General features: G+C 69.0%; 21 protein-coding genes. 12 read left to right on the top strand and 9 right to left on the bottom strand.

What is annotated here, in order from left to right:
• Genes cydX through NGJ44_RS01355 form a run of 4 tightly spaced genes read left to right on the top strand, consistent with a single transcriptional unit; the run spans position 1 to position 4,198 of the window.
• A complete protein-coding gene (gene cydX / locus NGJ44_RS01370) occupies positions 1 to 126 on the top strand; it encodes a cytochrome bd-I oxidase subunit CydX (RefSeq protein WP_053245701.1) in 126 nt (41 codons plus the stop codon).
• Entirely contained in the window at positions 123 to 1,868 is a 1,746-nt protein-coding gene (gene cydD, locus NGJ44_RS01365) for a thiol reductant ABC exporter subunit CydD (RefSeq protein WP_251862884.1), read from the top strand. Before cydX ends, cydD begins: the two co-directional genes overlap by 4 nt.
• Positions 1,865 to 3,559 carry a thiol reductant ABC exporter subunit CydC gene (cydC, locus tag NGJ44_RS01360; protein WP_251862883.1) on the top strand — a complete coding sequence of 565 codons (1,695 nt, stop codon included), beginning with the start codon at positions 1,865 to 1,867 and terminating at the stop codon, positions 3,557 to 3,559. Before cydD ends, cydC begins: the two co-directional genes overlap by 4 nt.
• A gap of 54 nt (positions 3,560 to 3,613) precedes the next feature.
• A complete protein-coding gene (locus NGJ44_RS01355; protein ID WP_053244979.1) occupies positions 3,614 to 4,198 on the top strand; it encodes an adenine phosphoribosyltransferase in 585 nt (194 codons plus the stop codon).
• Positions 4,199 to 4,243: 45 nt separating this feature from the next.
• Here the strand turns inward: NGJ44_RS01355 and NGJ44_RS01350 are convergent, their stop codons facing one another.
• Positions 4,244 to 5,134 (bottom strand): LysR family transcriptional regulator, encoded by an 891-nt coding sequence (locus NGJ44_RS01350; protein WP_251862882.1) that lies wholly within the window; start codon positions 5,132 to 5,134, stop codon positions 4,244 to 4,246.
• A gap of 383 nt (positions 5,135 to 5,517) precedes the next feature.
• Here NGJ44_RS01350 and NGJ44_RS01345 point away from each other — a divergent pair, with 383 nt between their 5' ends.
• Together NGJ44_RS01345 and NGJ44_RS01340 are read left to right on the top strand one after the other, a co-directional pair.
• The gene (locus NGJ44_RS01345) at positions 5,518 to 5,850 is read left to right on the top strand and encodes a DUF4148 domain-containing protein (RefSeq protein ID WP_053244977.1); all 333 of its coding nucleotides are present in this window, start codon (positions 5,518 to 5,520) and stop codon (positions 5,848 to 5,850) included.
• A 345-nt stretch (positions 5,851 to 6,195) separates the two neighbouring features.
• Entirely contained in the window at positions 6,196 to 7,308 is a 1,113-nt protein-coding gene (locus tag NGJ44_RS01340) for a porin (protein ID WP_053244976.1), read from the top strand.
• 167 nt (positions 7,309 to 7,475) lie between these two features.
• Here NGJ44_RS01340 and ilvA read toward each other — a convergent pair whose 3' ends face one another.
• Positions 7,476 to 8,984, bottom strand: coding sequence for a threonine ammonia-lyase, biosynthetic (ilvA, locus tag NGJ44_RS01335; RefSeq protein WP_251862881.1), 1,509 nt, complete (start codon positions 8,982 to 8,984; stop codon positions 7,476 to 7,478).
• A gap of 118 nt (positions 8,985 to 9,102) precedes the next feature.
• Between ilvA and NGJ44_RS01330 the strand changes: the two genes are divergently transcribed.
• Positions 9,103 to 9,639, top strand: a complete 537-nt coding sequence (locus NGJ44_RS01330; protein WP_053244980.1) for a YqaA family protein — start codon at positions 9,103 to 9,105, stop codon at positions 9,637 to 9,639.
• 96 nt (positions 9,640 to 9,735) lie between these two features.
• Positions 9,736 to 13,701 carry a DUF3683 domain-containing protein gene (locus NGJ44_RS01325; RefSeq protein WP_251862880.1) on the top strand — a complete coding sequence of 1,322 codons (3,966 nt, stop codon included), beginning with the start codon at positions 9,736 to 9,738 and terminating at the stop codon, positions 13,699 to 13,701.
• Positions 13,702 to 13,758: 57 nt separating this feature from the next.
• On the opposite strand, the gene NGJ44_RS01320 is transcribed toward NGJ44_RS01325, so the two are convergent.
• A complete protein-coding gene (locus tag NGJ44_RS01320; RefSeq protein ID WP_053244974.1) occupies positions 13,759 to 14,727 on the bottom strand; it encodes a Bug family tripartite tricarboxylate transporter substrate binding protein in 969 nt (322 codons plus the stop codon).
• Between the two features lie 124 nt (positions 14,728 to 14,851).
• Entirely contained in the window at positions 14,852 to 15,571 is a 720-nt protein-coding gene (locus tag NGJ44_RS01315; RefSeq protein WP_053244973.1) for a YggS family pyridoxal phosphate-dependent enzyme, read from the bottom strand.
• 189 nt (positions 15,572 to 15,760) lie between these two features.
• Here NGJ44_RS01315 and NGJ44_RS01310 point away from each other — a divergent pair, with 189 nt between their 5' ends.
• Positions 15,761 to 17,002 carry an aminotransferase-like domain-containing protein gene (locus NGJ44_RS01310; RefSeq protein WP_053244972.1) on the top strand — a complete coding sequence of 414 codons (1,242 nt, stop codon included), beginning with the start codon at positions 15,761 to 15,763 and terminating at the stop codon, positions 17,000 to 17,002.
• A 123-nt stretch (positions 17,003 to 17,125) separates the two neighbouring features.
• Positions 17,126 to 18,145, top strand: a complete 1,020-nt coding sequence (locus NGJ44_RS01305; RefSeq protein WP_251862879.1) for an amino acid ABC transporter substrate-binding protein — start codon at positions 17,126 to 17,128, stop codon at positions 18,143 to 18,145.
• Positions 18,146 to 18,157: 12 nt separating this feature from the next.
• Here NGJ44_RS01305 and NGJ44_RS01300 read toward each other — a convergent pair whose 3' ends face one another.
• The 3 genes from NGJ44_RS01300 to dprA form a co-directional block, all read right to left on the bottom strand.
• A complete protein-coding gene (locus tag NGJ44_RS01300; protein ID WP_053244970.1) occupies positions 18,158 to 18,631 on the bottom strand; it encodes a hypothetical protein in 474 nt (157 codons plus the stop codon).
• A 96-nt stretch (positions 18,632 to 18,727) separates the two neighbouring features.
• Entirely contained in the window at positions 18,728 to 19,636 is a 909-nt protein-coding gene (locus NGJ44_RS01295) for a hydroxymethylglutaryl-CoA lyase (RefSeq protein ID WP_053244969.1), read from the bottom strand.
• Positions 19,637 to 19,769: 133 nt separating this feature from the next.
• The gene (dprA, locus tag NGJ44_RS01290; protein WP_251862878.1) at positions 19,770 to 20,867 is read right to left on the bottom strand and encodes a DNA-processing protein DprA; all 1,098 of its coding nucleotides are present in this window, start codon (positions 20,865 to 20,867) and stop codon (positions 19,770 to 19,772) included.
• A gap of 207 nt (positions 20,868 to 21,074) precedes the next feature.
• On the opposite strand from dprA, the gene def reads away from it, so the two are divergent.
• Positions 21,075 to 21,587 (top strand): peptide deformylase, encoded by a 513-nt coding sequence (def, locus tag NGJ44_RS01285; protein WP_251862877.1) that lies wholly within the window; start codon positions 21,075 to 21,077, stop codon positions 21,585 to 21,587.
• A gap of 26 nt (positions 21,588 to 21,613) precedes the next feature.
• Positions 21,614 to 22,552, top strand: a complete 939-nt coding sequence (fmt, locus tag NGJ44_RS01280; protein WP_251862876.1) for a methionyl-tRNA formyltransferase — start codon at positions 21,614 to 21,616, stop codon at positions 22,550 to 22,552.
• Positions 22,553 to 22,578: 26 nt separating this feature from the next.
• Here the strand turns inward: fmt and NGJ44_RS01275 are convergent, their stop codons facing one another.
• Entirely contained in the window at positions 22,579 to 23,115 is a 537-nt protein-coding gene (locus NGJ44_RS01275) for a class IV adenylate cyclase (protein ID WP_053245081.1), read from the bottom strand.
• A gap of 15 nt (positions 23,116 to 23,130) precedes the next feature.
• On the bottom strand, positions 23,131 to 23,757 hold the full coding sequence (locus tag NGJ44_RS01270; protein WP_053245082.1) for a pyridoxamine 5'-phosphate oxidase family protein: 627 nt from the start codon (positions 23,755 to 23,757) through the stop codon (positions 23,131 to 23,133).

Here is a 23,757-nt window from a genome sequence, read left to right as displayed (position 1 = left end):
ATGTGGTATTTCTCGTGGATTCTGGGCCTGGGCCTGGCGTGCGCGTTCGCCATTCTGAACGCAATGTGGTTCGAGCTGCGCGAGGGCCATGCGCATGACCCGCGCGTGAACAGCGACGCGGCGTGAGCAACGGCGCCAGCAGCCTGGAGCACGATCCCTCCGCGGCCCTGAACAAGCCCACGCGCGAACAGTCGCGCTGGCTCAGGGCGCTCGCCGGGGTTGCCAGGCTGCCCCTGTTGATCGCCAGCGGCGCGCCGCTGCTCGGGGGCGTCCTGCTCGTGGCGCAGGCCTGGCTGCTGTCGCGGGTGCTCGACGCCGCCATCGTCGGCCACGCGCCGCGCGAAGCGCTGCTGGGCGGCATTGCCGCCATCGCCGCGCTGATGCTGCTGCGCGCCTGTATCGGCTGGGCCGGCGAGCGCGCCGGCGCCGACGCCGCCGAGCGCATCAAGCGGCGCGTGCGCCAGGCGCTGTTCGGCCGCCTCGTCGCCCAGGGCCCGCACTGGAGCCGTTCCCGATCCTCGGGCGAGCTGGCCAGCGCTATCGTCGAACAGGTCGAGGCGCTGGACGGCTTTTTCTCCAAATACCTGCCGGCCATGGGCGCGGCCGCCTTGCTGCCGGTGGCGTTCTCGGCGGCGCTGCTGCCGGTGGACGTGGTGGCGGGGCTGGTGCTGCTCGTGACCGCGCCGTTGATCCCGCTGTTCATGGCGCTGGTAGGCTGGGGCGCGCAAGGCGCGAGCCGCCGCCACCTGCGCGCGTTCGCCCGGCTCTCGGGCTTTTTCGCCGACCGCTTGCGCGGCCTGTCCACGCTCAAACTGTACGGGCGCGCCGAGGCCGAGGCGCAGTCCGTGGCCGCCGCCAGCGATGTGCTGCGCCAGCGGACCATGTCGGTGCTGCGCATCGCGTTCCTGTCTTCGGCCGTGCTGGAATTCTTCGCCGCGCTGGGCGTGGCCGGGGTGGCGGTGTATATCGGCCTGTCGTATCTCGGTTTTCTCGATCTGCGCTTTTCTCCCTTCACGCTGCAGGCCGGACTGTTCTGCCTGCTGATGGCGCCCGAGGTCTATGCGCCGCTGCGGCAGTTCGCCGCGCACTATCACGACCGCGCCGCCGCGCTGGCCGCGGTGGGCCAGATCGCCGCGCTCTTCGACGGCCTGCCCGAGCCCGCGCCGCACGCACAGGCCGCGCCGCCGGCGGCGGCTCCGTCGGGCGGCGCCGCCGCGTTGCAGGCGCGCGCGCTGGCGCTCGAGGCGCCCGGACGGGCGCAACCCGTGCTCAACGGGGCGGCGCTGGCGCTTGCGCCGGGCGAGCATGCCGCGCTCATGGGCGCCAGCGGCATCGGCAAGACCTCGCTCATCGAGGCGCTGTCCCGGCTGCGGCCCTGCCAGGGAGACATCCTGCTCGACGGCAAGCCGCTGGCGGACTGGGACGAAGCCGGCCTGCGCAGCCGCGTGGCCGTCATCGGCCAGCGCCCGCACCTGCTGCCCGGAACCATTGCGGACAACATCCGGCTGGGCTGTCCCGATGCGCCGGACGCCGCGGTGCGCGAGGCCGCCGCGCGCGCCTGTGTGCTGGATTTCGCCGAGGCGCTGCCGCAAGGGCTGCAGACGCGCCTGGGCAGCCGCGGCCATGGCCTGTCGGGCGGGCAGGCGCAGCGCGTGGCGCTGGCCCGGCTTTTCCTGCGCGACCCGGGGCTGGTCCTGCTCGACGAGCCCACGGCGCATCTCGACGCCGCGACGCAGGCGCGCGTCCTCGACGAAATCCTGCGGTTCTGCCAGGGACGCACGCTGCTCGTCGCGACGCACGCGCCCGCCGTGGCCGCGCGTTTCGGCCGGGTGTTCCGGATCGCGGCCGGCAAGGTCACGTCTCCATGAGAAAGCTGTTGCTGCTGCTTCCCCTCTATGGCCGCCGCAAGGGCGGACTGCTGCTGGCGCTGCTCTGCGCCATCCTGACCGTGGCGGCCGGCGTCGGCCTGCTGGGCGTCTCGGGCTGGTTCCTCACCGGCGCGGCGCTGGCGGGGGCGGGCGCCGCCTTCAATCTGTTTGCGCCTTCCGCGCTGGTGCGCGGACTGTCTTTCGTGCGCATCGCCTCGCGCTATGCGGACCGCGTGGCCGGGCACGCCGCCACGCTGCACCTGCTGGCCGACCTGCGGCGCACGGTTTTCGGCGCCCTGGTCCGCCTCACCCCGCGCCAACTGGCCCGCTATCGCGGCGGCGACCTGGTGGCGCGCCTGACCGGCGACGTCGATGCGCTGGATACGGTATTTCTCTTCGTGCTGGCGCCGCTGGCCACGGCCCTGCTCGCCGGCGCCGCGATCACGGCGGTGCTGGGCTGGTGGATTCCCGCCGCCGCCCTGGCCGTCGCGCTGGCGCTGCTGGCCGTCTGTGTGGTGGTGCCCGCCTGGCTGTTGCGGGCCGCGCGCGCGCCCGGCGCGGCGGCGCAGGAAAGCGCGGCCGGCCTGCGGGCCGCCACGCTGGACGCGGTGGAGGGCCATGCGGACATGGTGGCCCTGGCGGCGCAGGCCCAGACCGCGGCGCATTTCGAGACGCTGTGCGAGCAAAGCGCGCGAGCGCGCCGCGCCCAGGCGCGCGTCGCGGCGCGTGGCCAGTGGTTTCTGCAGGCCGGCGCGGGCGTGGCGGCGCTTGCGGTGCTGTGGTTCGGGCTGGGCGCGCTGCAGGACGGGCGGCTGGACGGCCCCACGCTGGCCGGGCTGCTGCTGGCGGTGATCGGCATCTTCGAAGTGGCGGGGCCCATCATGCGGGGCGCCTCGCGCATGGGGTCGGCGCTGTCGGCCGCCGCCCGCATTTCCGACATCCTGGACAGCGAACCCGACATGCGCGACGCGGCCCGGCCGGCGCCGCTGCCCGCCAGCGGCGTCCTGGCGCTGGACAAGGTGGTCTTCGCCCATCCGCCGCGCGATCCGGGCGAACCGGCGCGGCCGGTGCTGGCGGGCGTCAGCCTGAGCGTGCGGCCGGGCGAGCGCGTGGCCGTGGCCGGCCCCAGCGGCGCGGGCAAGACCACGCTGCTCAATCTGCTGCTGCGCCTGGAAGACCCGCAGTCGGGGGCGGTGCGCTACGCGGGCGTCGATGCCCGCGATTGCGCGCAGGCCGAATGGCGCCGCCGCATTGCCCTGCTGTCTCAGGACGCGCCGGTTTTCCTGGGCACGCTGCGCACCAACCTGCTCATCGGCGACCCGCGGGCCGACGATGCGGCCCTGTGGCGCGCGCTGGACGCGGCCCGGCTGGGCGATTTCGTGCGCAGCCTGCCCGAGGGCCTGGACACCTGGGCGGGCGAAACCGGCTCGCTGCTGTCGGCCGGCCAGGCGCGCCGGCTGTGCCTGGCGCGCGCGCTGCTCTCGCCGGCGGCGGTGATCGTGCTGGACGAGCCCACGGCGGGGCTGGACGCCGCCGCGGAGGCGGCTTTCCTGGCGGATCTGCGGCAGGCGACCGGCGGCCGCGCCGTGGTGCTGGCCACGCACGCCAGCCTGCCCGAGGGTGCGGTGGACCGCATTTGCGAATTGCGGGACGGCGTGCTGCGCGAGCTGCCTTCGGCCATGGTGGCTTAAGCGGCACGGCGCGGTTATAGTGCGGCTTGCTTCATTGATCCGGGATCGTCCACCATGCAGACAGACTACGCCGAGTTTATCCGGCGCACCATCCGCAGCGTTCCCGACTGGCCCCAGCCCGGCGTCATTTTCCGCGACATCACGCCTGTGCTGCAGGATCCGCGCGCGTTCCGGGTGCTGATCGATCTGTTCGTCTACCGCTACATGCGCCAGCGCCTCGACCTGGTGGCGGGCGTGGACGCGCGCGGCTTCATCGTGGGCAGCGTGCTGGCCTATGAACTCAACCTGGGGTTCGTGCCGGTGCGCAAGAAGGGCAAGCTGCCCTTTCGCACGGTGGCCGAGGAATACTCCCTCGAATACGGCAATTCGGCCGTGGAGATGCACACCGACTCGGTGCGCACGGGCCAGCGCGTGCTGCTGGTGGACGACCTGATCGCCACGGGCGGCACCATGCTGGCCGCGATCAAGCTGCTGCAGCGCCTGGGCGCCAATGTCGTCGAGGCGGCCGCCATCATCGACTTGCCCGATCTGGGTGGTTCGGCGCGCGTGGCGGCCACCGGCACACCGCTCTTCACGGTCTGCCAGTACGACAGCGGCGCGGTCGGCCAGGACGCTCCCGGCCACGGCGTCCCCGACTGAGGCGTCCCCGACTGAGGCGTCCCCGACTGACGTTGCGGGCGCTGCTCAGGCGTCGGACAGGCGGGGCTGGATGAAGTCCAGGAATGCCTTGGTCTTGGCGGGCAGCATGCGCGAAGGCAGCAGCGCGAACAGCGGCAGCGGCGTCAGGCTCCATTCGGGCAGCACCCGCACCAGCCCGGCCTGCTCGATGGCGCGTTTCATGGCGTCGAACACCAGCAGCGGCGTGATGCCCAGGCCCTGGCTCGCCAGGCGGCCCAGCATGCCGACATTGTTGGCCGAGAGGCGTCCGCTGACCTGCACGCGCTCGACCTTGTCGCCCGAATGCAGCATCCAGAAAGAGGACTCCTCCCGCATGGTGGGGCGCAGGCATTCGTGGTGGCTGAGGTCGGCCGGCACGCGCGGCTCGCCATGGCGAGCCAGGTATTCGGGCGAAGCGTAGAGCTGGTGCTCCATCAGCACGATCTTGCGCGAGATCAGGTTGGAATCCGGCTGCTGCCCGAAACGCAGGATCAGGTCGAACGGATTGCTGATCGGGTCGATGGGCCGCATGCCGAGGTCGAAATCGCACTCGATGTCGGGGTGCTGCTCGCGGAATTCCCGGATGACGGCCGGCAGGAAGAGCTGCGCCAGGCTGGTGGGCAGCGAAATGCGCAACCGTCCCTTGGGCTGCACTGCCATGTCGAGCAATTGGTCGTGCGCAATGCGCGCTTCTTCCACGATGTGCCGGCAACGCTCGAAGTAGATGGCGCCCGCCTCGGTGAGATCGATCTTGCGCGTGCTGCGGTTGAGCAGGCGCATGCCGATGCTGCGCTCGAGCTCGCTGACCCGGCGCGAGAGGGTGGAGGTGGGGATGTTGAGCGCTTCGGCGGCGTGGCTGAAGTTTTTGCGCTTGGCGACTTCGACGAAAAGCGCAATGTCGTTCAGCTGGATGTCCATGGTGCCCTCGAAGCTTGTAATTCCATGATTGGCAGATTCATATGATAAATGGAATTATTGTTCCGCCAATGGGAATGTCTCTTTATCCGCGCTGAATAATCCCGTGCCGCGGGGCGCTTTCATCTTCCGTTACCTAGCTTGCGCATTCCTGAATGCGCGCAGCCCTTGTGCCGCCTTGCTTGCGTGGCGGCCGCCCAGATTTTGAGCGGAATTTCCCGGGCAAGCCGGTCGATTATCCCGTCTCTGAAAATATGTTCACCAAAATAAGGGTTTTTACTTATACGTCATCGGGGAATACTCCGACCCCAGAAATGAATTTGTCATCGTCCCGTCGACCCTCCTGGCCGCGGACGCCGTTCACCGATAGGATGGAGTTTCCTCATATGAAAGCCCTGGCTTCCGCAATCATGGTTACCGCAGCCCTGGCGGGCATGTCCGCCGCCCACGCCGAAGGCAAGACGCGCGAGCAGGTCCAGCAGGAGCTGCGGGACGCCAAGGCCGCCGGCCAGGTCACGTTCGGCGAAGAAGACTATCCGCCCGCCGCTGCCGCCGCCCAGGGCGCGGCCGCGCAAACGCCCGTGGCCTCCACCTCCGCCGCGCCCGCCCGCCAGTCGGCCGGCAAGACGCGCGAACAGGTCCGTGCCGAACTGGCCCAGGCCAAGGCTCGCGGCGAATACACCTTCGGCGAACTCGACTACCCGCCCAAGGATCGCTGATCCGCGGACCGGGCCTGCGCAGCCGCCTGTTGTGCCCCAAACGCAACAGCCGCAGCCCGCGGCGGCCCGGTTCCCGGCGGCCGCAGCCTGCCGGAGGCGCCTGCCGAAGCCGGCGCAATCCCGTTGGATATCAACGCGTTAGCCTGAGTTGGAAGAGCTTGGGCGAGAAAATCCAGGTGCGATTATTCCGCCCATGGAAAGTTGTTATTCGGAATCGGGGTTACTTCGAATTGTTGCAGGCGGGAAACTAGCGTCAGTGCATCGCCGCTGCCCCATGCAGCGGCACGCGGAATGTCCGTCCCGGACGCCGCGGTGCCTTTTCATTTCGCCATTTTGGGGATACCTATGAAAAAGACGCTATTGGCCGTCGCGCTGCTGGCCGGTTTCGCCGGCGCTGCGCAAGCCGCCGACTCTGTCACGCTGTACGGCTTGATCGACGCCGGTATCGGCTACGAGAAAGTGAAGTTCGACGGCAACTCGCAAAGCCGCTTCGGCGGCGTGCAGGGCGTGAGCAGCGGCTCGCGCTTCGGCCTGCGCGGTTCGGAAGACCTGGGCGACGGCCTGCGCGCCGTGTTCAATCTGGAAGGCGGTTTCGGCCCGATGAACGGCCAATCGCTGCAAGGCGGCCGCCTCTGGGGCCGCCAGGCCACCGTCGGCCTGGACAGCGACAGCTGGGGCCGCCTGGAATTCGGCCGCCAGACCAACCTGGCCTCCAAGTACTTCGGCGCCATCGACCCGTTCTCGATCAGCTACAACGCCGCCAACATGGGCACCACGTTCGGCAGCGCCAACACGATGCGCCTGGACAACATGGTCCTGTACCAGACCCCCAGCATGGGCGGCTTCAAGTTCGGCGTGGGCTACTCGTTCAGCGCGGATGACACCGTTTCGGACGCTTCGCAGAAAGAGTTCCAGACCGGCAACAACAACCGCATCCTGACCGCCGGCGCGCAGTACGTGAACGGTCCGCTGTACCTGGCCGCCGCGTACGACCGCTTCAACCCGTCCAATGGCCAGACCGGCGGCAAGTCCAGCGCCCGCATCCAGGAATACATGGTCGGCGGCACGTATGACTTCGAAGTCGTGAAGATCGCCGCGGCCTTCGGCCAGACCTTCGACGGCTGGTTCATCGGCCAGAACATGGGCACCACGCCCGACGGCATGAGCAAGCTGGGCACCTTCTCCCTGGCCGACGGCTTCCGCGCCAATTCGTACATGCTGGGCGCCACCGTGCCGCTGGGCCGCCACGCCGTGTTCGGTTCCTGGCAGCGCGCCGACGCGAAGAACGACCGTCTGACCGGCGACGACGCCACGTTCAACGTGTACAGCCTGGGCTACACCTACGACTTCTCCAAGCGTACCAACCTGTACGCCTATGCGTCGTACGCCGACAACTTCGCGTTCCAGCGCGACGCCAAGGACACCGCTTTCGCGGTGGGCGTGCGTCACCGTTTCTAAGCCGGGGGGCGTCCGGTTCCAGCTTGCTGAATAGGGCGGCCTGTTCTCCGTGGGCCGCCGAGTGACAGCGAACCCCCCCTACAGGTTGTGACCGGGCGCGCTTTGCGCAGAGAAGGGAAGGGCCTCCGTCAGGAGGCCCTCTCGCATTCCGGACGCCGGTTTTCGGCCTACAGGAAGAGTTTGTAGGCGGGGTTGTCCGTCTCGTTCCAGTGCGGATAGCCGAGTTCGGCCACGAAGTTGCGGAACTGTTTCTTGTCGGCCGGGGGAACCTGGATGCCGATCAGGATGCGGCCGTAGTCCGCGCCCTGGTTGCGGTAGTGGAACAGGCTGATGTTCCATTCGGGGTTCATGGCGTTCAGGAAGCGCATGAGCGCGCCCGGACGCTCGGGAAACTCGAAGCGGTAAAGCAGCTCGTTGCGCGCCAGCGCCGAGCGGCCGCCGACCATGTGGCGCAGGTGCGTCTTGGCCATTTCATCGTGGGTGAGATCCAGCGTGTCGAAGCCGTGGCGGCGGAAGTTGGCCGCGATCTTGTCGGGCTCGGCGGGCGAGGAAACCTGCAGGCCCACGAACACGTGCGCGCGCTCCGCGTCGGAAATGCGGTAGTTGAACTCCGTGACGCTGCGCTCGCCCACCAGTTCGCAGAAGCGGCGGAAGCTGCCGCGCTGCTCGGGCATGGTCACGGCGAACACGGCCTCGCGCATTTCGCCCACCTCGGCGCGCTCGGACACGAAGCGCAGGCGGTCGAAGTTCATGTTGGCGCCGCAGGCGATGGCCACCAGCGTCTTGTCCTTGAGCTTGTGCTCGGCGGCATACTGCTTGGCTGCCGCCACGGCCATGGCGCCGGCGGGCTCCAGCACGCTGCGCGTATCCTGGAACACGTCTTTGATGGCCGCGCAGATGGCGTCGGTGTTGACCACCACGAAATCGTCCACGTATTGGCGCGTGAGCCTGAAGGTTTCCGCGCCGACCATCTTGACCGCCGTGCCGTCGGAAAACAGGCCCACGTCGTTGAGTTGCACGCGGCGGCCGGCGCGCACGCTGCGCAGCATGGCGTCGGAGTCTTCGGTCTGCACGCCGATGATCTTGATCTCGGGGCGCAGCTGCTTCACGTAGGCGGCCACGCCGGCGATCAGGCCGCCGCCGCCGATGGCCACGAAGATGGCGTCGATGGGGCCGGGATGCTGGCGCAGGATCTCCATGCCCACCGTGCCCTGCCCGGCAATGACGTCCGGATCGTCGAAGGGGTGCACGAAGGTGAGCTTTTCTTTCTTTTCGAGCTTCTGCGCGTGCTCGTAGGCGTCGGAAAAGCTTTCGCCGGCCAGCACGACCTCGCCGCCCAGCCGGCGCACGGCGTCGATCTTCACCTGCGGGCTGGTGGTCGGCATGACGATGACGGCGCGGCAGCCCAGCCGCCTGGCCGCCAGGGCCACGCCCTGGGCATGGTTGCCAGCCGAGGCCGCGATCACGCCGCGGTTGCGCGCGGCCGGCGGCAGGTTGGCCATCTTGTTGTAGGCCCCCCGCAGCTTGAAGCTGAACACCGCCTGGGTATCTTCACGCTTGAGCAGAATCGTGTTCGAAATTCGCTGCGAGAGCAGGGGGGCTGCTTCTAGCGGCGACTCGACCGCGACGTCGTAAACCTTGGAAGTCAGGATGCGTTTCAGATAATCGGTGGACATGGACTGCGGGACAAAGATCAAGGGGTAAAAAGCCGTGGGCCAGATTACCACAGCGATACGCGGCTTCCGCGCCCGCGCCCGCGGGGGCGCGCGCCGCTGCGGCTACACTCGCGCCATCATGGAAGAATCCCTGCTCTCCGCCGTCCACTGGCTGCTGGACCTGCTTGCGCTGCCGTCGGTCGGGCTGTCCGCGATTTTCGCTGTTTCGCTCGTGTCGGCGACCTTGTTGCCGCTGGGTTCCGAACCCGCCGTCTTCGGCTACGTGAAGCTGGCGCCCGACATGTTCTGGCCGGCCGTGCTGGTGGCCACGCTGGGCAACACGGCCGGCGGAGCCATCAGCTACGCCATGGGCCTGGGGGCGGAGCGCGCCTACCAGCGCTGGAAGGAAAAGCATCCCCACCCGCATCCGCGCGCCGACGAGGCCGGCCGCATGCGGGGAAGCTGGAACCGACGCGCGCACGATTGGCTGCATCACATGGGGCCTCCCGCGCTGCTGCTTTCCTGGCTGCCGGCCGTGGGCGACCCGCTGTGCGCGGTGGCCGGCTGGCTGCGGCTGTCGTTCTGGCCCTGCGTGCTGTACATGGCCATCGGCAAGTTCCTGCGCTATGCCGTGATGACGGCCGGGCTGCTCTGGTTTTTCCCCGGGCAAATATAATTCCGCCCGCTCGCCGGCATGGCCCCGAGGTTATTCCGGGGTCATCCAGACGAATGACATAAAATGGTTTTTTAAGGGCCCACTCTTGCTGCTTCCATGAACGCCCCCCTCGCCAGCCATATCCTGAATGGGGCGCTGCCCCCCGCCGCGCCCGCGCGCCTGCGCGAAATCCCCTACAACTACACCTCGTTCTCCGATCGCGAAATCGTCGGGCGGCTGTTGGGCGACGACGCCTGGCAACTGCTGACCGACCTGCGCGGCGAGCGCCGCACCGGCCGCTCCGCCCGCATGCTCTACGAGGTGCTGGGCGATATCTGGGTGGTGCGCCGCAACCCCTATCTGCAGGACGATCTGCTGGACAATCCCAAGCGCCGCAAGCAGCTCATCGACGCGCTGCACCACCGGCTGGGCGAGATCGACAAGCGACGCGAGCCCGGCGCGCCAGCCGAGGTCGGGCACGACCCGCACCGCGACGAGAAAGTGGTAAGCCTGCTGGCGCGCGCGCGCTCGGCCATCGCCGCTTTCGAGGGCGAGTTCGACCAGACCGCCATGCTGCGCCGGCAGGCGCTGAAGACGCTGGGCAAGATCACCGCGCGCGACAACATCAAGTTCGATGGCCTGTCGCGCGTGTCGCACGTCACCGACGCCACCGACTGGCGCGTGGAGTATCCCTTTGTGGTCCTCACGCCCGATTCCGAGGACGAAGTGGCCGCGCTGGTGCGGGCCTGCATCGGGCTGGGCCTGACCATCGTCCCGCGCGGCGGCGGCACGGGCTATACCGGCGGCGCCATTCCGCTCACGTGGAAGTCGGCCGTCATCAACACCGAGAAATTCGACCGCCTGGGCAAGGTGGAGTCCTGTATCCTGCCCGGCTTGTCCGAGCCGGTGGCGGTCATCCACACGGGCGCGGGGGTGGTCACCAAGCGCGTGGCCGAAGCGGCGGAGCAGGCCGGTTTCGTGTTCGCGGTCGATCCCACGTCGGCGGAAGCCTCCTGTGTCGGCGGCAACATCGCCATGAACGCCGGCGGCAAGAAGGCCGTGCTCTGGGGCACGGCGCTGGACAACCTCGCCTGGTGGCGCATGGTGGATCCGGACGGCAACTGGCTGGAAGTCACGCGCCTGGCGCACAACATGGGCAAGATCCACGACGTGGACGTGGCCCGCTTCGAGCTCAAGTGGTTCGATGGCGCGGCGCGTCCGGGCGAGCGCCTGCTCAAGACCGAGCTGCTCGAGATCGAGGGCCGGCGCTTCCGCAAGGAAGGGCTGGGCAAGGACGTTACCGACAAGTTCCTGGCCGGCCTGCCGGGCGTGCAGAAGGAAGGCTGCGACGGGCTCATCACCGCGGCGCGCTGGGTGCTGCACCGCATGCCGCGCCACACGCGCACGGTGTGCATGGAGTTCTTCGGCCAGGCCCGCGACGCCATTCCGTCCATCGTCGAGGTGAAGAGCTACCTCGATGGCGAGGGCCGCGCGCGCGGCGCCATCCTGGCCGGCCTGGAGCACCTGGACGAGCGCTACCTGCGCGCGGTGGGCTATGCCACCAAGAGCAAGCGCGGCGTGCTGCCCAAGATGGTGCTGATCGGCGACATCGTGGGCGATGACGAGAACGCCGTGGCCGCGGCCGCGAGCGAAGTCGTGCGCCTGGCCAACACCCGCCATGGCGAGGGCTTCGTGGCCGTGAGCGCCGAGGCGCGCAAGAAATTCTGGCTCGACCGCTCGCGCACCGCCGCCATCGCCCGCCACACCAACGCTTTCAAGATCAACGAAGACGTGGTGATCCCGCTGAGCCGCATGGGCGAGTACACGGATCACATCGAGCGCATCAACATCGAGCTGTCCACGCGCAACAAGCTGCGTCTGCTCGACGAGCTGCAGTCGTTCCTGCAGAGCGGCTCGCTGCCGCTGGGCAAGGCCGAAGACGCCGAGGACGCCGAGGCCACGCGCGCCGAGGTGCTGGCCGAAAGCTCGCGCCAGGCGGTGGAATTGCTGGAACACACCCGCCGGCGCTGGCAGTGGCTGCTGGACAACCTGGACATGCCGCTGGCGCAGGCCCTGCCGGATCTGCACGGCCTGGGGCTGTCGCACCTGCAGGCCGCGCTGGCCGACCGGGTGGCGGCCCAGCCGCAGGCGCGGCTCTTCGACGTGGTGCAGGACCGCACCGTGCGGGTGTCCTGGAAGACCGAAGTGCTGGCCGGGCTGCAGGGCATCTTCTCGGGCGCGGCCCGCAAGCCCATTCTGGACGAACTGGTGGCCATCCACGGCCGCGTGCTCAAGAGCCGGGTGTTCGTGGCCCTGCACATGCACGCGGGCGACGGCAACGTGCACACGAACATCCCGGTCAACTCGGACGACTACGGCATGCTGCGCGAGGCGCACCAGGCCGTGGACCGCATCATGCAGATCGCGCGCGACCTGGACGGCGTGATTTCCGGCGAGCACGGCATCGGACTGACGAAATACGAGTTCCTGACCGAAGCCGAACTGGCTCCCTTCCAGGAATACAAGCGGCGCGTAGACCCCAACGGCCACTTCAACGCCGGCAAGCTCATGCCCGGCGCCGATCTGCGCCACGCCTGGACGCCCAGCTTCAGCCTGATGGGCCACGAATCGCTCATCATGCAGCAGAGCGACATCGGCGCTATCTCGGCTTCGGTCAAGGACTGCCTGCGCTGCGGCAAGTGCAAGCCCGTGTGCTCGACCCACGTGCCGCGCGCCAACCTGCTGTATTCGCCGCGCAACAAGATCCTGGCCACCTCGCTGCTGGTGGAAGCCTTCCTCTACGAAGAGCAGACCCGGCGCGGCGTGAGCCTCAAGCACTGGGAAGAATTCGAGGACGTGGCCGATCACTGCACGGTCTGCCACAAGTGCTATACGCCCTGTCCGGTGGACATCGACTTCGGCGACGTGTCGATGAACATGCGCGCGCTGCTGCGTCGCATGGGCCGCAAGTCGTTCAACCCCGGCACGGCCAGCGCCATGTTCTTCCTGAACGCCAAGGATCCGGCCACCATCAACGCCACCCGCAAGGCGATGGTGGGCGTGGGCTACAAGGTGCAGCGCGCCGCCCATGACCTGCTGGCCGGCCTGGCGCGCAAGCAGACCGAGCATCCGCCCGCCACCGTGGGCAAGCCGGCGCTGCGCGAGCAGGTGATCCACTTCGTCAACAAGAAGATGCCGGGCGGGCTGCCCAAGCAGACCGCGCGCAAGCTGCTGGACATCGAAGACGCCAACTACGTGCCCATCATCCGCGACCCCAAGTCCACCTCGTCGGACACGGAAGCGGTGTTCTATTTCCCGGGCTGCGGTTCCGAACGCCTGTTCTCGCAGGTGGGCCTGGCCACCCAGGCCATGCTGTGGCATGCGGGCGTGCAGACCGTGCTGCCGCCGGGCTACCTGTGCTGCGGCTATCCCCAGCGCGGCAACGGCATGAACGACAAGGCCGAGCAGATCATCACCGACAACCGCGTGCTGTTCCACCGCGTGGCCAACACGCTCAACTACCTCGACATCAAGACCGTCGTGGTGAGCTGCGGCACCTGCTACGACCAGCTTTCGGGGTACGAATTCGACAAGATCTTCCCGGGCTGCCGCCTGATCGACATTCACGAGTACCTGCTCGAAAAAGGCATCAAGCTCGAAGGGGCCAAGGGCGTGCGCTACATGTACCACGACCCCTGCCATACGCCCATGAAGCTGCAGGATCCGATGAAGACGGTGCGTTCGCTGGTGGGCGAGGGCGCCATCAAGAGCGACCGCTGCTGCGGCGAATCCGGCACGCTGGCCGTTACGCGGCCCGACGTGTCCACGCAGGTGCGCTTTCGCAAGCAGGAAGAACTGGAGAAGGGCCAGGCCGCGCTGCGCCAGGACGGCTACGCCGGCGAGGTGAAGGTGCTGACCTCCTGCCCCTCGTGCCTGCAGGGCCTGTCGCGCTACGAGGGCGACACCCACATGGACGCCGACTACATCGTGGTCGAGATGGCGCGCCACATCCTGGGCGAAAGCTGGATGGAAGACTACGTGCGCCGCGCCAACGCCGGCGGCATCGAGCGCGTGCTGGTCTGAAAAAAGGAGGGAGCCGCGCTCCCCCCTTTTTCTTTCGTGCCCGCAGGCATCGCCCGCCTATTCGAGGTGGATGTCCGCCTTCTTGATGACGCCTGCCCAGCCCGCGCGCTCTTTTTCGGCATAGGTCTTGAAGTCCTGCGCCGACATCGGCATGGGAATCACGCCCATGTCCAGCATCTTCTGCGCCACTTCCGGCGTCTTGAGCGTGGCGTCGAGCTGCGTCGACAGCTTCTTCACCACGTCCGCCGGCAGGCCGGCCGGGCCGACCAGCCCCTGCCAGGCGTAGGCCGTGAAGTCGGACACGCCCTGTTCGGCCATGGTGGGAACGTCGGGCAGGATGGACAGCCGCTCGGGCGTGGCGGCGGCCAGCACGCGCAGCTTGCCCGCCTTGACGTTGGGCAGGCCCGAACCCAGGTCGATGAACATCATGTCCACCTGGCCGCCCAGCAGATCCTGGATGGCGGGCGCGGCGCCCTTGTACGGGACGTGCAGCACGTTGACGCCCGTGCGCTGCTTGAAGAGCTCCAGCGCGAGATGGTGCGGCGAGCCCGAACCGGCCGAGGCGGACGTGAGCTTGCCCGGCTCTTTCTTGGCGGCTTCCAGCACGTCCTGGACCGTCTTGTAGGGCGAATTCACGTTCACGGCCAGCAGCAGCGGGAACTTCGCGATGCCGCCGATGTACGTGAACTTGGCCGGATCGTATGAAAGCTTGGCGTACAGCGACGGGTTGAAGGCCAGCGTGCCGGAATCGGCCGTGCCCACGACGTAGCCGTTGGGCTCGGCCTGGGCCACGGCGGTGGCGCCGATGATGGTGGACGCGCCCGGGCGGTTTTCCACCACGATGGTCTGGCCCAGCGTTTTTTCCAGGCCGCTGGCCACGGTGCGCGCCACCACGTCCGTGCCGCCGCCGGCGGGGTAGGGCACGATCCAGCGGACGGGTTGGGTGGGCCAGGACTGGGCGGATGCGGCGGTGGCGGCCAGCGATAGCGCGGCCAGCGCCAGCAGGCGCTTTGCGGACTTGTGCATGGGGGGTGTCTCCTCGTGCGGGTGATGGGATGCGGCGCCTGGGGCGCCTTATGATTTGCGCCGCTATTATGCCGCGCCCGCGGATCTTTGGAGACGGGCGATTTCCCTGCCTTGCCGGGGCGCCTCAGGCGCCCTGCGGATAGGCGCGCGCCCCGAAAATGGCCGTGCCGATGCGTACTTCAGTGGAGCCTTCCTCGATGGCCAGCTCGAAATCGCCGCTCATGCCCATGGACAGGCGATCCAGCTCCACGCCCGCGATGTCGGCGGCCCGCAGCGCGTCGCGCAGTTCGCGCAGCCGGCGGAAGCAGGCGCGCACCGCCAGCGGGTCGGGCGAGTTCTCGGCCAGCGTCATCAGCCCGCGCACTTTCAGCGTGGGATAGTCGCCCGCCACGCGGCGCAGAAACTCGGGCGCCTGGGCGGGGTCCAGGCCCGACTTGGTGGGTTCGGACGAGGTCTTGACCTGCACCAGCACGTCCAGCACGCGCCCTTCGGCGGCCAGCCGGCGATGCAATGCCTCGGCCAGTTCGATGCGGTCCAGCGACTGGACTTCGTGCGCGTCGCGCGCCGCGTCCTTGGCCTTGTTGGTCTGCAGGTGGCCGATCAGCACCCATTGCACGCCGAGTCCGGCGAGTTCGGCGGATTTCTGGCGGATTTCCTGCGTCTTGTTTTCGCCGAAGCGCCGCAGCCCCAGCGCCATGGCCTCGCGGATGGCATCCACGCCGAAGGTCTTGCTCACCGGCAGCAGGGCCACGCTGCCGGGCGCGCGGCCGGCGCGCTGGCACGCCAGATCGATGCGTTGCTGGATGCGGGCGATACGCCCTGCCATGGTGTCGGCGGAGGTCATGCGTCTCTCTATGGTTGCGGGACTGGCCATAGTGTAGGACCGACACGCGCGGTTTCGCCACAGAGGCGGCGCGCGCGCGTTGACCCCCTCATTTCGGCCGGCTTAGAATCTCCAGGGATTTGCTTATATTTCAATCATCTAAGCCCACCCGCCCGCGGATTCCCGCTTCCACCGCCCGTCCCAGTCTCCATGTCCCCCATCGCGCCCGACTACGCTTTCGCCACGCCTTTCCTGAATCCGCCGGCTTCGCCGATCCGCTCGCTCATGCCTTACGCCATGCGCCCGGGCACCATCTCGCTGGCGGGCGGCTATCCGGCCCAGGAGCTGTTCGACGTCGAAGGGCTGTCGGTGGCGTCCACCCAGGTCATGGCGCGGCTGGGCGGCTGTCTGCAGTATTCCAACATCGACGGCCAGGCCAGCCTGCGCGAGCAGCTCGCCCGGCTGAGCGCCGCGCGCGGCCTGCGCTGCAATCCCGATACCGAGCTGGCCGTCACGGGCGGCTCGCAGCAGGCCCTGGCGCTGCTGTCGCGCGTCATGCTGCAGCCGGGCGACCACGCCGTCATCGAGACGCCGGCCTTCCCGAATTCGGTGCAGGCGCTGCGCTACACGGGCGCCGCGGTGCACACCGTGCCGTCCGGGCCGCAAGGCATCGATCTCGATGCGCTCGACGAACTGGCCGCGCGCGTCAAGCCCAAGATGGTCTGCGTGGTGGCCTCGTTCTCCAATCCCTGCGGCGCCACCCTGGCGCGCGAGCGCCGGCTGCGGCTGCTCGAACTGGCCGTCAGGCACCGTTTCCTGGTCGTCGAAGACGACCCCTACAGCGAGCTGCGTTTCGACGGCGAGGCCGTGCCGCCCATCGCCGCCCTGGCCGAAGGCGAGGCGCGCCACTGGGCCGTGTACCTGTCCAGCATGTCCAAGACCATGGCGCCCGCGCTGCGCATCGGCTGGCTGGTCGCGCCGGCCGAAATCCGCCGCCGCTGCGTCGGCGCCAAGGCCGCCGACGACATGGCCTGCTCGGCCTGGATCCAGGAAGTGGTGGCCCAGTACCTGGCCAACGGCCGCTACGACGAGCACGTGCCGCGCATTCGCGCCGCCTACGGCCTGCGCTGCGACGCCATGGCCGGGGCCCTGGCGCGCGAGCTGGACGGCCGCATCCGCTTCAGCAAGCCGCAGGGCGGCATGTTTTTCTGGGCGCGCCTTACCGGCGATGTCGATGCTACCCGCCTGTTGCCCTACGCCATCGAGCACGAGGTGGTTTACGTGCCCGGCAAGGCGTTCTACGCCAACCCGGCCGAGGCCGACCTGCACGCCATGCGCATGTCTTTCGCCACCATGAACGAGGCGCAGATCGCCGAAGGCATGGTGCGGCTGGGCCGCGCGCTCACCGCGTGCGAGGCCAACGAGCCCGTCTCGGTGTCGCTGGCGGCCTGAACCGCGCCGGCAGGCGCTATGCGCAGGTCCTAATGAGCGCCGGTTATTTGGCGCGCCGGGCCGGGGCCGATAAGCTTGCGGTCTTGGCGCGTTGCGCGTCCGCATCACAGAGGAGTCCTGGTCATGAAGATAGCAAAGGGTTTGTTGGGGGCGGCGCTGCTGGCCGCCGCGGCGCATGGCGTCGCGCAGGCGGACACGCTGGACGTGGTGCGCAAGCGCGGGGCCGTGGTCTGCGGCACCACCACCGGGTTTGCCGGGTTCTCCGCGCCGGATGCCCAGGGCAAGTGGCAGGGCCTGGACGTGGACCTGTGCCGCGCCGTGGCCGCCGCCGTGTTCGGCGACGCGGACAAGATCAAGGTGGTGCCGCTCAACTCGCAGCAGCGTTTCACCGCGCTGCAGTCCGGCGAGGTGGACGTGCTCACCCGCAACACCACCGTCACGCAGCAGCGCGACACGGCGCTGGGCCTTATCCACGCGGGCATCAACTTCTACGACGGCCAGGGCTTCCTGGTGCCCAAGTCGCTGGGCGTGAAGAGCGCCAAGGAACTCAACGGCGCTACCATCTGCCTGCAGACCGGCACGTCCAACGAGAACACGCTGGCCGACTGGGCGCGCGCCAACCGCGTCACCTACAAGCCCGTCGTGATCGAGACGTTCAACGAAGTGGTCAACGCCTTCGCCTCGGGCCGCTGCGACGTGTTCAGCACCGACGCTTCGGGCCTGGCCTCGATCCGCATTTCCAAGCTCCAGAATCCGGACGACTATGTGGTGCTGCCCGAAATCATTTCCAAGGAGCCGCTCGGGCCGTTCGTGCGCCAGGGCGACGACGCCTGGCTCAACATCGTGCGCTGGTCGCTGTCGGCCATGATCGAGGCCGAGGAATACGGCATCACGTCCAAGAACGTGGACGAACAGCTCAAGAGCGCCAATCCCAACATCAAGCGCATCCTGGGCGTGACGCCCGGGGCGGGCGCCAACCTGGGGCTGGATGAAAAGTGGGCCTACAACATCGTCAAGCAGGTGGGCAACTACGGCGAGAGCTTCGACCGCAACGTGGGCGAGGGCAGCCCGCTCAAGATCAAGCGCGGCCTCAACGCGCAGTGGACACAGGGCGGCCTGATGTACGCGCTGCCGATCCGCTGAGCGTCCGGGGCGCTAGCGCCGGCGGTAGAGCTGCGCGATCTTGACGAAGGCGGCGCGCAGCTCGCGCGTGCCGCCCTGCAGAATGACCGGCCGGCCGCGGTGCGTGAACACGACCAGCCGCTTGGAAAACACCATGGGCACGTAGCGCGCCTCGCGCACGTCTTCCCAGGCCACCTCGCGGCGCGTGAACCAGGTCTGGCGCATGCCGCGCTCGTCGATGGTGGTGATGGACGTCTGCATGTGCCACGACACGACCAGCAGCACCACGAAGCACAGCGCCACCAGGGCGGCCAGCGCCGTGTCGTAGGCATGCGCGGGCGCGCGGATGGCGGTGGTGAAGACCTGCACGCCCAGCACCGCCAGCAGCACCCAGGTCAGGATGCGCACCCAGTCGGGCCACGCCTGGCCCGACAACGGCAGGGGGCCGATCTCGCGCAGCAGCGCGGCGTGGGATTCGGGTGCGGGTCCGGGGGCGGGAGAGGTCATGCGGCTGCGGGGCTCGGGTGTCGTGTGAGAGGCAGGCGCGCCGCCGGGCGGCGGCGCTCACGCGAAACGCGCGCGGCCATTCTACGGGGTTTCGCTTCAGGCGGCCCGCTTGGCGGCAATGGCATTGCCCGCGCGGCTCGCCCCCTTGCGGTTCAGGTGGCCGGAGATCCATTGGCCGATGTCCACCACCGCGTCGAAGTCCACGCCGGTGTCGATGTCCAGCCCGCGCAGCATGTAGAGCACGTCTTCGGTGGCGACGTTGCCCGTGGCGCCCTTGGCGTAGGGGCAGCCGCCCAGCCCCGCCACCGAGGTGTGGAAAATGGAGATGCCGGTTTCGAGCGCGGCCAGGATGTTGGCCAGGGCCTGGCCGTAGGTGTCGTGGAAATGGCCCGACACGCGGGCGGGGTCGACGACCTGCGTGACGGCGCTCATGACCTCGCGCACCCGGCGCGGCGTGCCCACGCCGATGGTGTCGGCCACGTCGATCTCGTCGACCTGCATGGCCAGGTAGCGCTGCGCCACGTCCACCACGGCTTGCACGGGCACTTCGCCCTGATAGGGACAGCCCAGCGCGCAGCTGATGCTGCCGCGCACGCGGATGCCGGCTTCGCGCGCGGCCTGCACCACGGGCTCGAAGCGGGCGATGGATTCCGCGATGGAGCAATTGATGTTCTTCCGGGAGAAGGCTTCGCTTGCCGCGCCGAAGATGACGATCTCGTCCGCGCGGGCGGCCAGCGCGCCTTCGAATCCCTTCATGTTGGGCGTGAGCACCGAATAGATGGTGCCCGGGCGGCGCGCGATGCGGGCCATGACGTCGGCGCCGTCGGCCATCTGCGGCACCCACTTGGGCGAAACGAACGAGGCGGCTTCCACATTGGGAAAGCCGGCCGCGGACAGGCGGTCGACCAGTTCCACCTTGATGTCGGTGGAGACGAATTCCTTTTCATTCTGCAGACCGTCGCGCGGCGACACTTCGACGATCTTGACGCGTGAGGGCAAAGCCATGTCTCTTCCTGTGTAAGTATGGACCGGACCGCGGACAGGCGCGGCAACAACCAATATTAGCCCCCCGGGCGCCGGGCCGGGCTTCGTATTCGCCGTAGCCCCGTTTCCGCATTCCGGCGCGCCGCCGCGGACGTCAGCGCAGCCTCTGGTAGCGCCCGTCGTCCAGCCGCGCGACGGCGCCGTCCAGCTCCAGTTCCATCAGCGCCGCCTGCAGGGCGGGTACGTCCAGGCCGCTGCGGGCCTGGATGGCGTCCAGGTGCAGCGGGTCGTATCCCATGGCCCGCAGCAGCGGGGATTCCGGGGCAGGAGGGGCGGCGGGCGCGGGCGGCGCCGCTCCGCCCAGCTCGTCGGTGATGTCGCCGGCGGTTTCGACCAGCTTCGCGCCCTGGCGGATCAGGGCGTGGCAGCCCCGCGAGAGCGGGGAATGGATGGAGCCGGGAATGGCGAACACCTCGCGGCCGCTTTCGCCGGCCAGCCGGGCGGTGATGAGCGAACCGCTCTGGCGCGCGGCTTCCACCACGAGCACGCCGCGCGCCAGTCCGGCCACGATGCGGTTGCGCTGCGGAAAGTGATGGCGCTGCACGCCGGTGCCCAGCGGCAGTTCCGACACCACCGCGCCCCGGGCTGCGATGCGGTGCGCCAGGTCGCGGTGGGCGGGGGGATACACGCGGTCGACGCCCGTGCCCATGACGGCGACGGTGCCCGCGCCTTCGGGGCCGGCCTCCAGCGCGCCCTCGTGCGCGGCGGCGTCGATGCCGCGCGCCAGGCCGCTCACCACGCACCAGCCGTTGGCGGCCAGGTGGCGCGCAAAGGCGCGCGCATTCTGCTCGCCGCCCGGGGTGGCGTTGCGCGCGCCGACCACGGCCAGCGCGGGGCCCTGCAGGCGGGCGGGGTCGCCGTTCACGTAGAGCAGGATGGGCGGGCCCGCCGTGGTGAGCAGGCTCTGCGGGTAGGCGGCATCGGCCAGGGTGAGGATGTGGTGCCCGGGCGCTTCGTTCCATTCGAGGGTCTGCTCCACCTGGCGCGCCATGTCCGCGGGCATGGGGGCGGCGAGCTGGCGCGCCAGGTTGTCGGGCAGGCAGCGCGCCAGCGCGGCGGCGCGCTGCGCGTAGATCTGCTCGGGCAGCCCCAGCGCGGAAAGCAGGGTGCAGGCGGTGGCGGCGCCGATGCCCGGTTCGAGCGATAGGCGCAGCCAGGCGGACAATTCTTCGGGAGCGTGGGAAAGCGGCATGGCGGGTGCATGAAAGGCCAGGGCGTGAGTGTCGCACGGGCCGGGCGGAGCAGGCGGACAGAGGGCTGCAAAAGCGCGCGCCTGCGTCAATGAAACGGGGACAAAACAAGCCCGCGCAATCTGGCGTTTAGCTGAAAACTATTAGAAATCAAGACTCTAATGAATTAAACTCTTATCCAATCCTCTTTTACCGGCAATTTTCTTCCAATGGCTTTACTTCCCATTCTTCGTTACCCGGATCCGCGCTTGCACAAGAAGGCCAAGCCGGTCGCCGAGGTTGACGACCGCATCCGCCAGCTGGTGCGCGACATGGCCGAAACCATGTACGACGCGCCGGGCGTGGGCCTGGCCGCCACCCAGGTCGACGTGCACGAGCGCGTGGTCGTGATCGACGTATCCGAGGAAGGCAACCAGCTCCTGGCGCTCATCAATCCCGAGATCACCTGGAAGAGCGAAGAGCGCAAGGTCTACGAGGAAGGCTGTCTGTCCGTTCCCGGCATCTACGACGAAGTCGAGCGCGCGGCGCGCATCCGCTGCAAGGCGCTCGACGTCGAGGGCAAGCCCTTCGAGTTCGAGGCCGACGGCCTGCTGGCCGTGTGCGTGCAGCACGAGCTGGACCATCTCGATGGCAAGGTGTTCGTCGAATACCTCTCCAATCTCAAGCAGAACCGCATCAAGACCAAGCTGAAGAAGGCCGAGCGCGAAGCGCTGCGCGCCTGACCGCCAGTTTCTTCCGGGTTTCATTCATGCGCATCGTCTTTGCCGGCACGCCGGAGTTCGCCCGTATCGCTTTCGAGGCCCTGCGGGCCGCCGGCCACGACATCGTGCTGGCGCTCACGCAGCCCGACCGCCCGGCCGGCCGTGGCCTGAAGCTCACGCCCAGCCCGGTCAAGCAGGCCGCGCTGGCGGCCGGCGTCGAGGTGGCCCAGCCCCGCAGCCTGAAGCTGGACGGGCGCTACCCCGACGAGGCCGCGCAGGCCCGCGCCCTGCTCGGGCGCGCGGCGCCCGACGTCATGGTGGTGGCCGCCTACGGCCTGATCCTGCCGCAGTGGGTGCTGGACCTGCCCCGCCTGGGCTGCCTGAACATCCACGCCAGCCTGCTGCCGCGCTGGCGCGGCGCGGCGCCGATCCAGCGCGCCATCGAGGCCGGCGACGCGCAGACCGGCGTGACCATCATGCAGATGGACGCCGGCCTGGACACCGGCGACATGCTGCTCGAAAAAATCGTGCCCATCGGCGCGGACACCGACGCGGCGCAACTGCATGATGCGCTGGCGCAGGCGGGCGGCCAGGCCATCGTGGAGACGCTGGCCGCGCTGGAAAGCGGCGGCCTGCCGCGCCGCCCGCAGCCGGCCGAGGGCGTGACCTATGCCGCCAAGCTCGAGAAGGCCGAAGCCGCGCTCGATTGCGCGCAGCCGGCCGGGCTGCTGGCGCGCCGCGTCCGCGCCTTCAACCCCGTGCCCGGCGCCAGCATTCGCCTGCCGGGCCTGGCCGACCCCGTGAAAGTGTGGCGTGCCCGCGCCCTGCCCGGCGACGCGGGCGCCGCGCCCGGCACCGTGCTGCGCGCCACGGCGGAAGGCGTGGACATCGCCACCGCCGACGGCGTGCTGCGCCTGCTCGAATTGCAGAAGGCGGGCGGCAAGCGCCAGGCCGCGGACGTGTTCGTGCGCGGCTGGCAGCCTTAGCCAGCCCGCGCGCGGCCGGCGCGCCTTCAGGGCGCCGGGTCTTCCGTTTTGCCCGCCGCGGACAGCAGGTCCAGGTAGGCGCCCGCCACCAGATGGCCGGGCGCCACGCCCAGGCTGGCCATCAGGGTTCGCGCCTCGGCCATGCCGGCCTGTGTGCTCTCGCCGTCGCGCAGCACGACTTCCAGCTCCAGGAATTCGCCCAACCCTTCCACGCGGTCGAGGTGGATGCGCGTGCGGCCCGCCAGGAAAAGCAGGCGCGTCTTGCGCACGCGGCCGATGACGCCCCAGGCCAGTGTCAGCGTCTTGCGCAGCGTGTCCGGAGAGCGGGTGGGCGAGATCTCGTAGAAGCTCTCCTTGAGGGAGGGCGAGTCGTCGCGCCGGTAGAAGATGAGCTCGCCCGTGCCGTCGCCGAAGTCGCGCAGCTTCAGGCGGCCGTTGGGGCAGCGGAAGAAGGTGTCGTCCTGCCGGATGATGACGGGTTCGCGGCCCGACAGGGCCGCAGCCAGCGGCTCGATGGCGGCCAGGTCGGCCACCCGGGCCTTGATTTCCACATTGCGCGGCATGGCGGTGCTCCGGGATCAGTACAGCGAGCCGGCGAGACGGCCGGGCAGGTCGCGGTCGTAGGCCCGCCCGTCGAAAGTGCCGGCGGTGATGTCCGACAGGATGCGGCCCACGCTGGGCAGCGTATCGCGCGGCACCTGGGTGGCCGGATCCCACAGGCGCGAGCGCAGCAGGGCGCGCGAGCATTGGAAATACACGGTCTGCACGTCGATGATGAGCACCGAGCGCGCCGGCTTGCCGTCCATGGCGTAGCGCTCGAGCAGCGCCGGCTCCACGCTGATGCGGGCCACGCCGTTCACGCGCAGCGTCTCGCCCACGCCGGGCACCAGGAAGAGCAGCGCCACGCGCGGATCGGCCAGAATGTTGCGCAGGCTGTCCATGCGATTGTTGCCGCGGCGGTCGGGCAGCGCCAGCGTCTTCTCGTCCAGCACGTCCACGAAGCCGGCGGGATCGCCGCGTGGCGAGGCGTCCAGCCCGTCGGGGCCGGCGGTGGCCAGCACCGCGAAGGGCGCGGCTTCGATGAAGGCCCGGTAGTGCGGGTGCACGTGGTCCACTTCTTTTTTCAGCGAGGCTTCGCCGGGCTGGCCGTACAGGGCTTCGAGGGCGGCGGCGTCGGTGACCAGATAGGCGGGATCGGCGTGCAT

It is taken from the genome of Achromobacter sp. Marseille-Q4962 (genome assembly GCF_943737005.1).
GTDB lineage: Bacteria > Pseudomonadota > Gammaproteobacteria > Burkholderiales > Burkholderiaceae_B > Achromobacter.
This window is presented reverse-complemented; position numbering and strand designations above follow the sequence as displayed.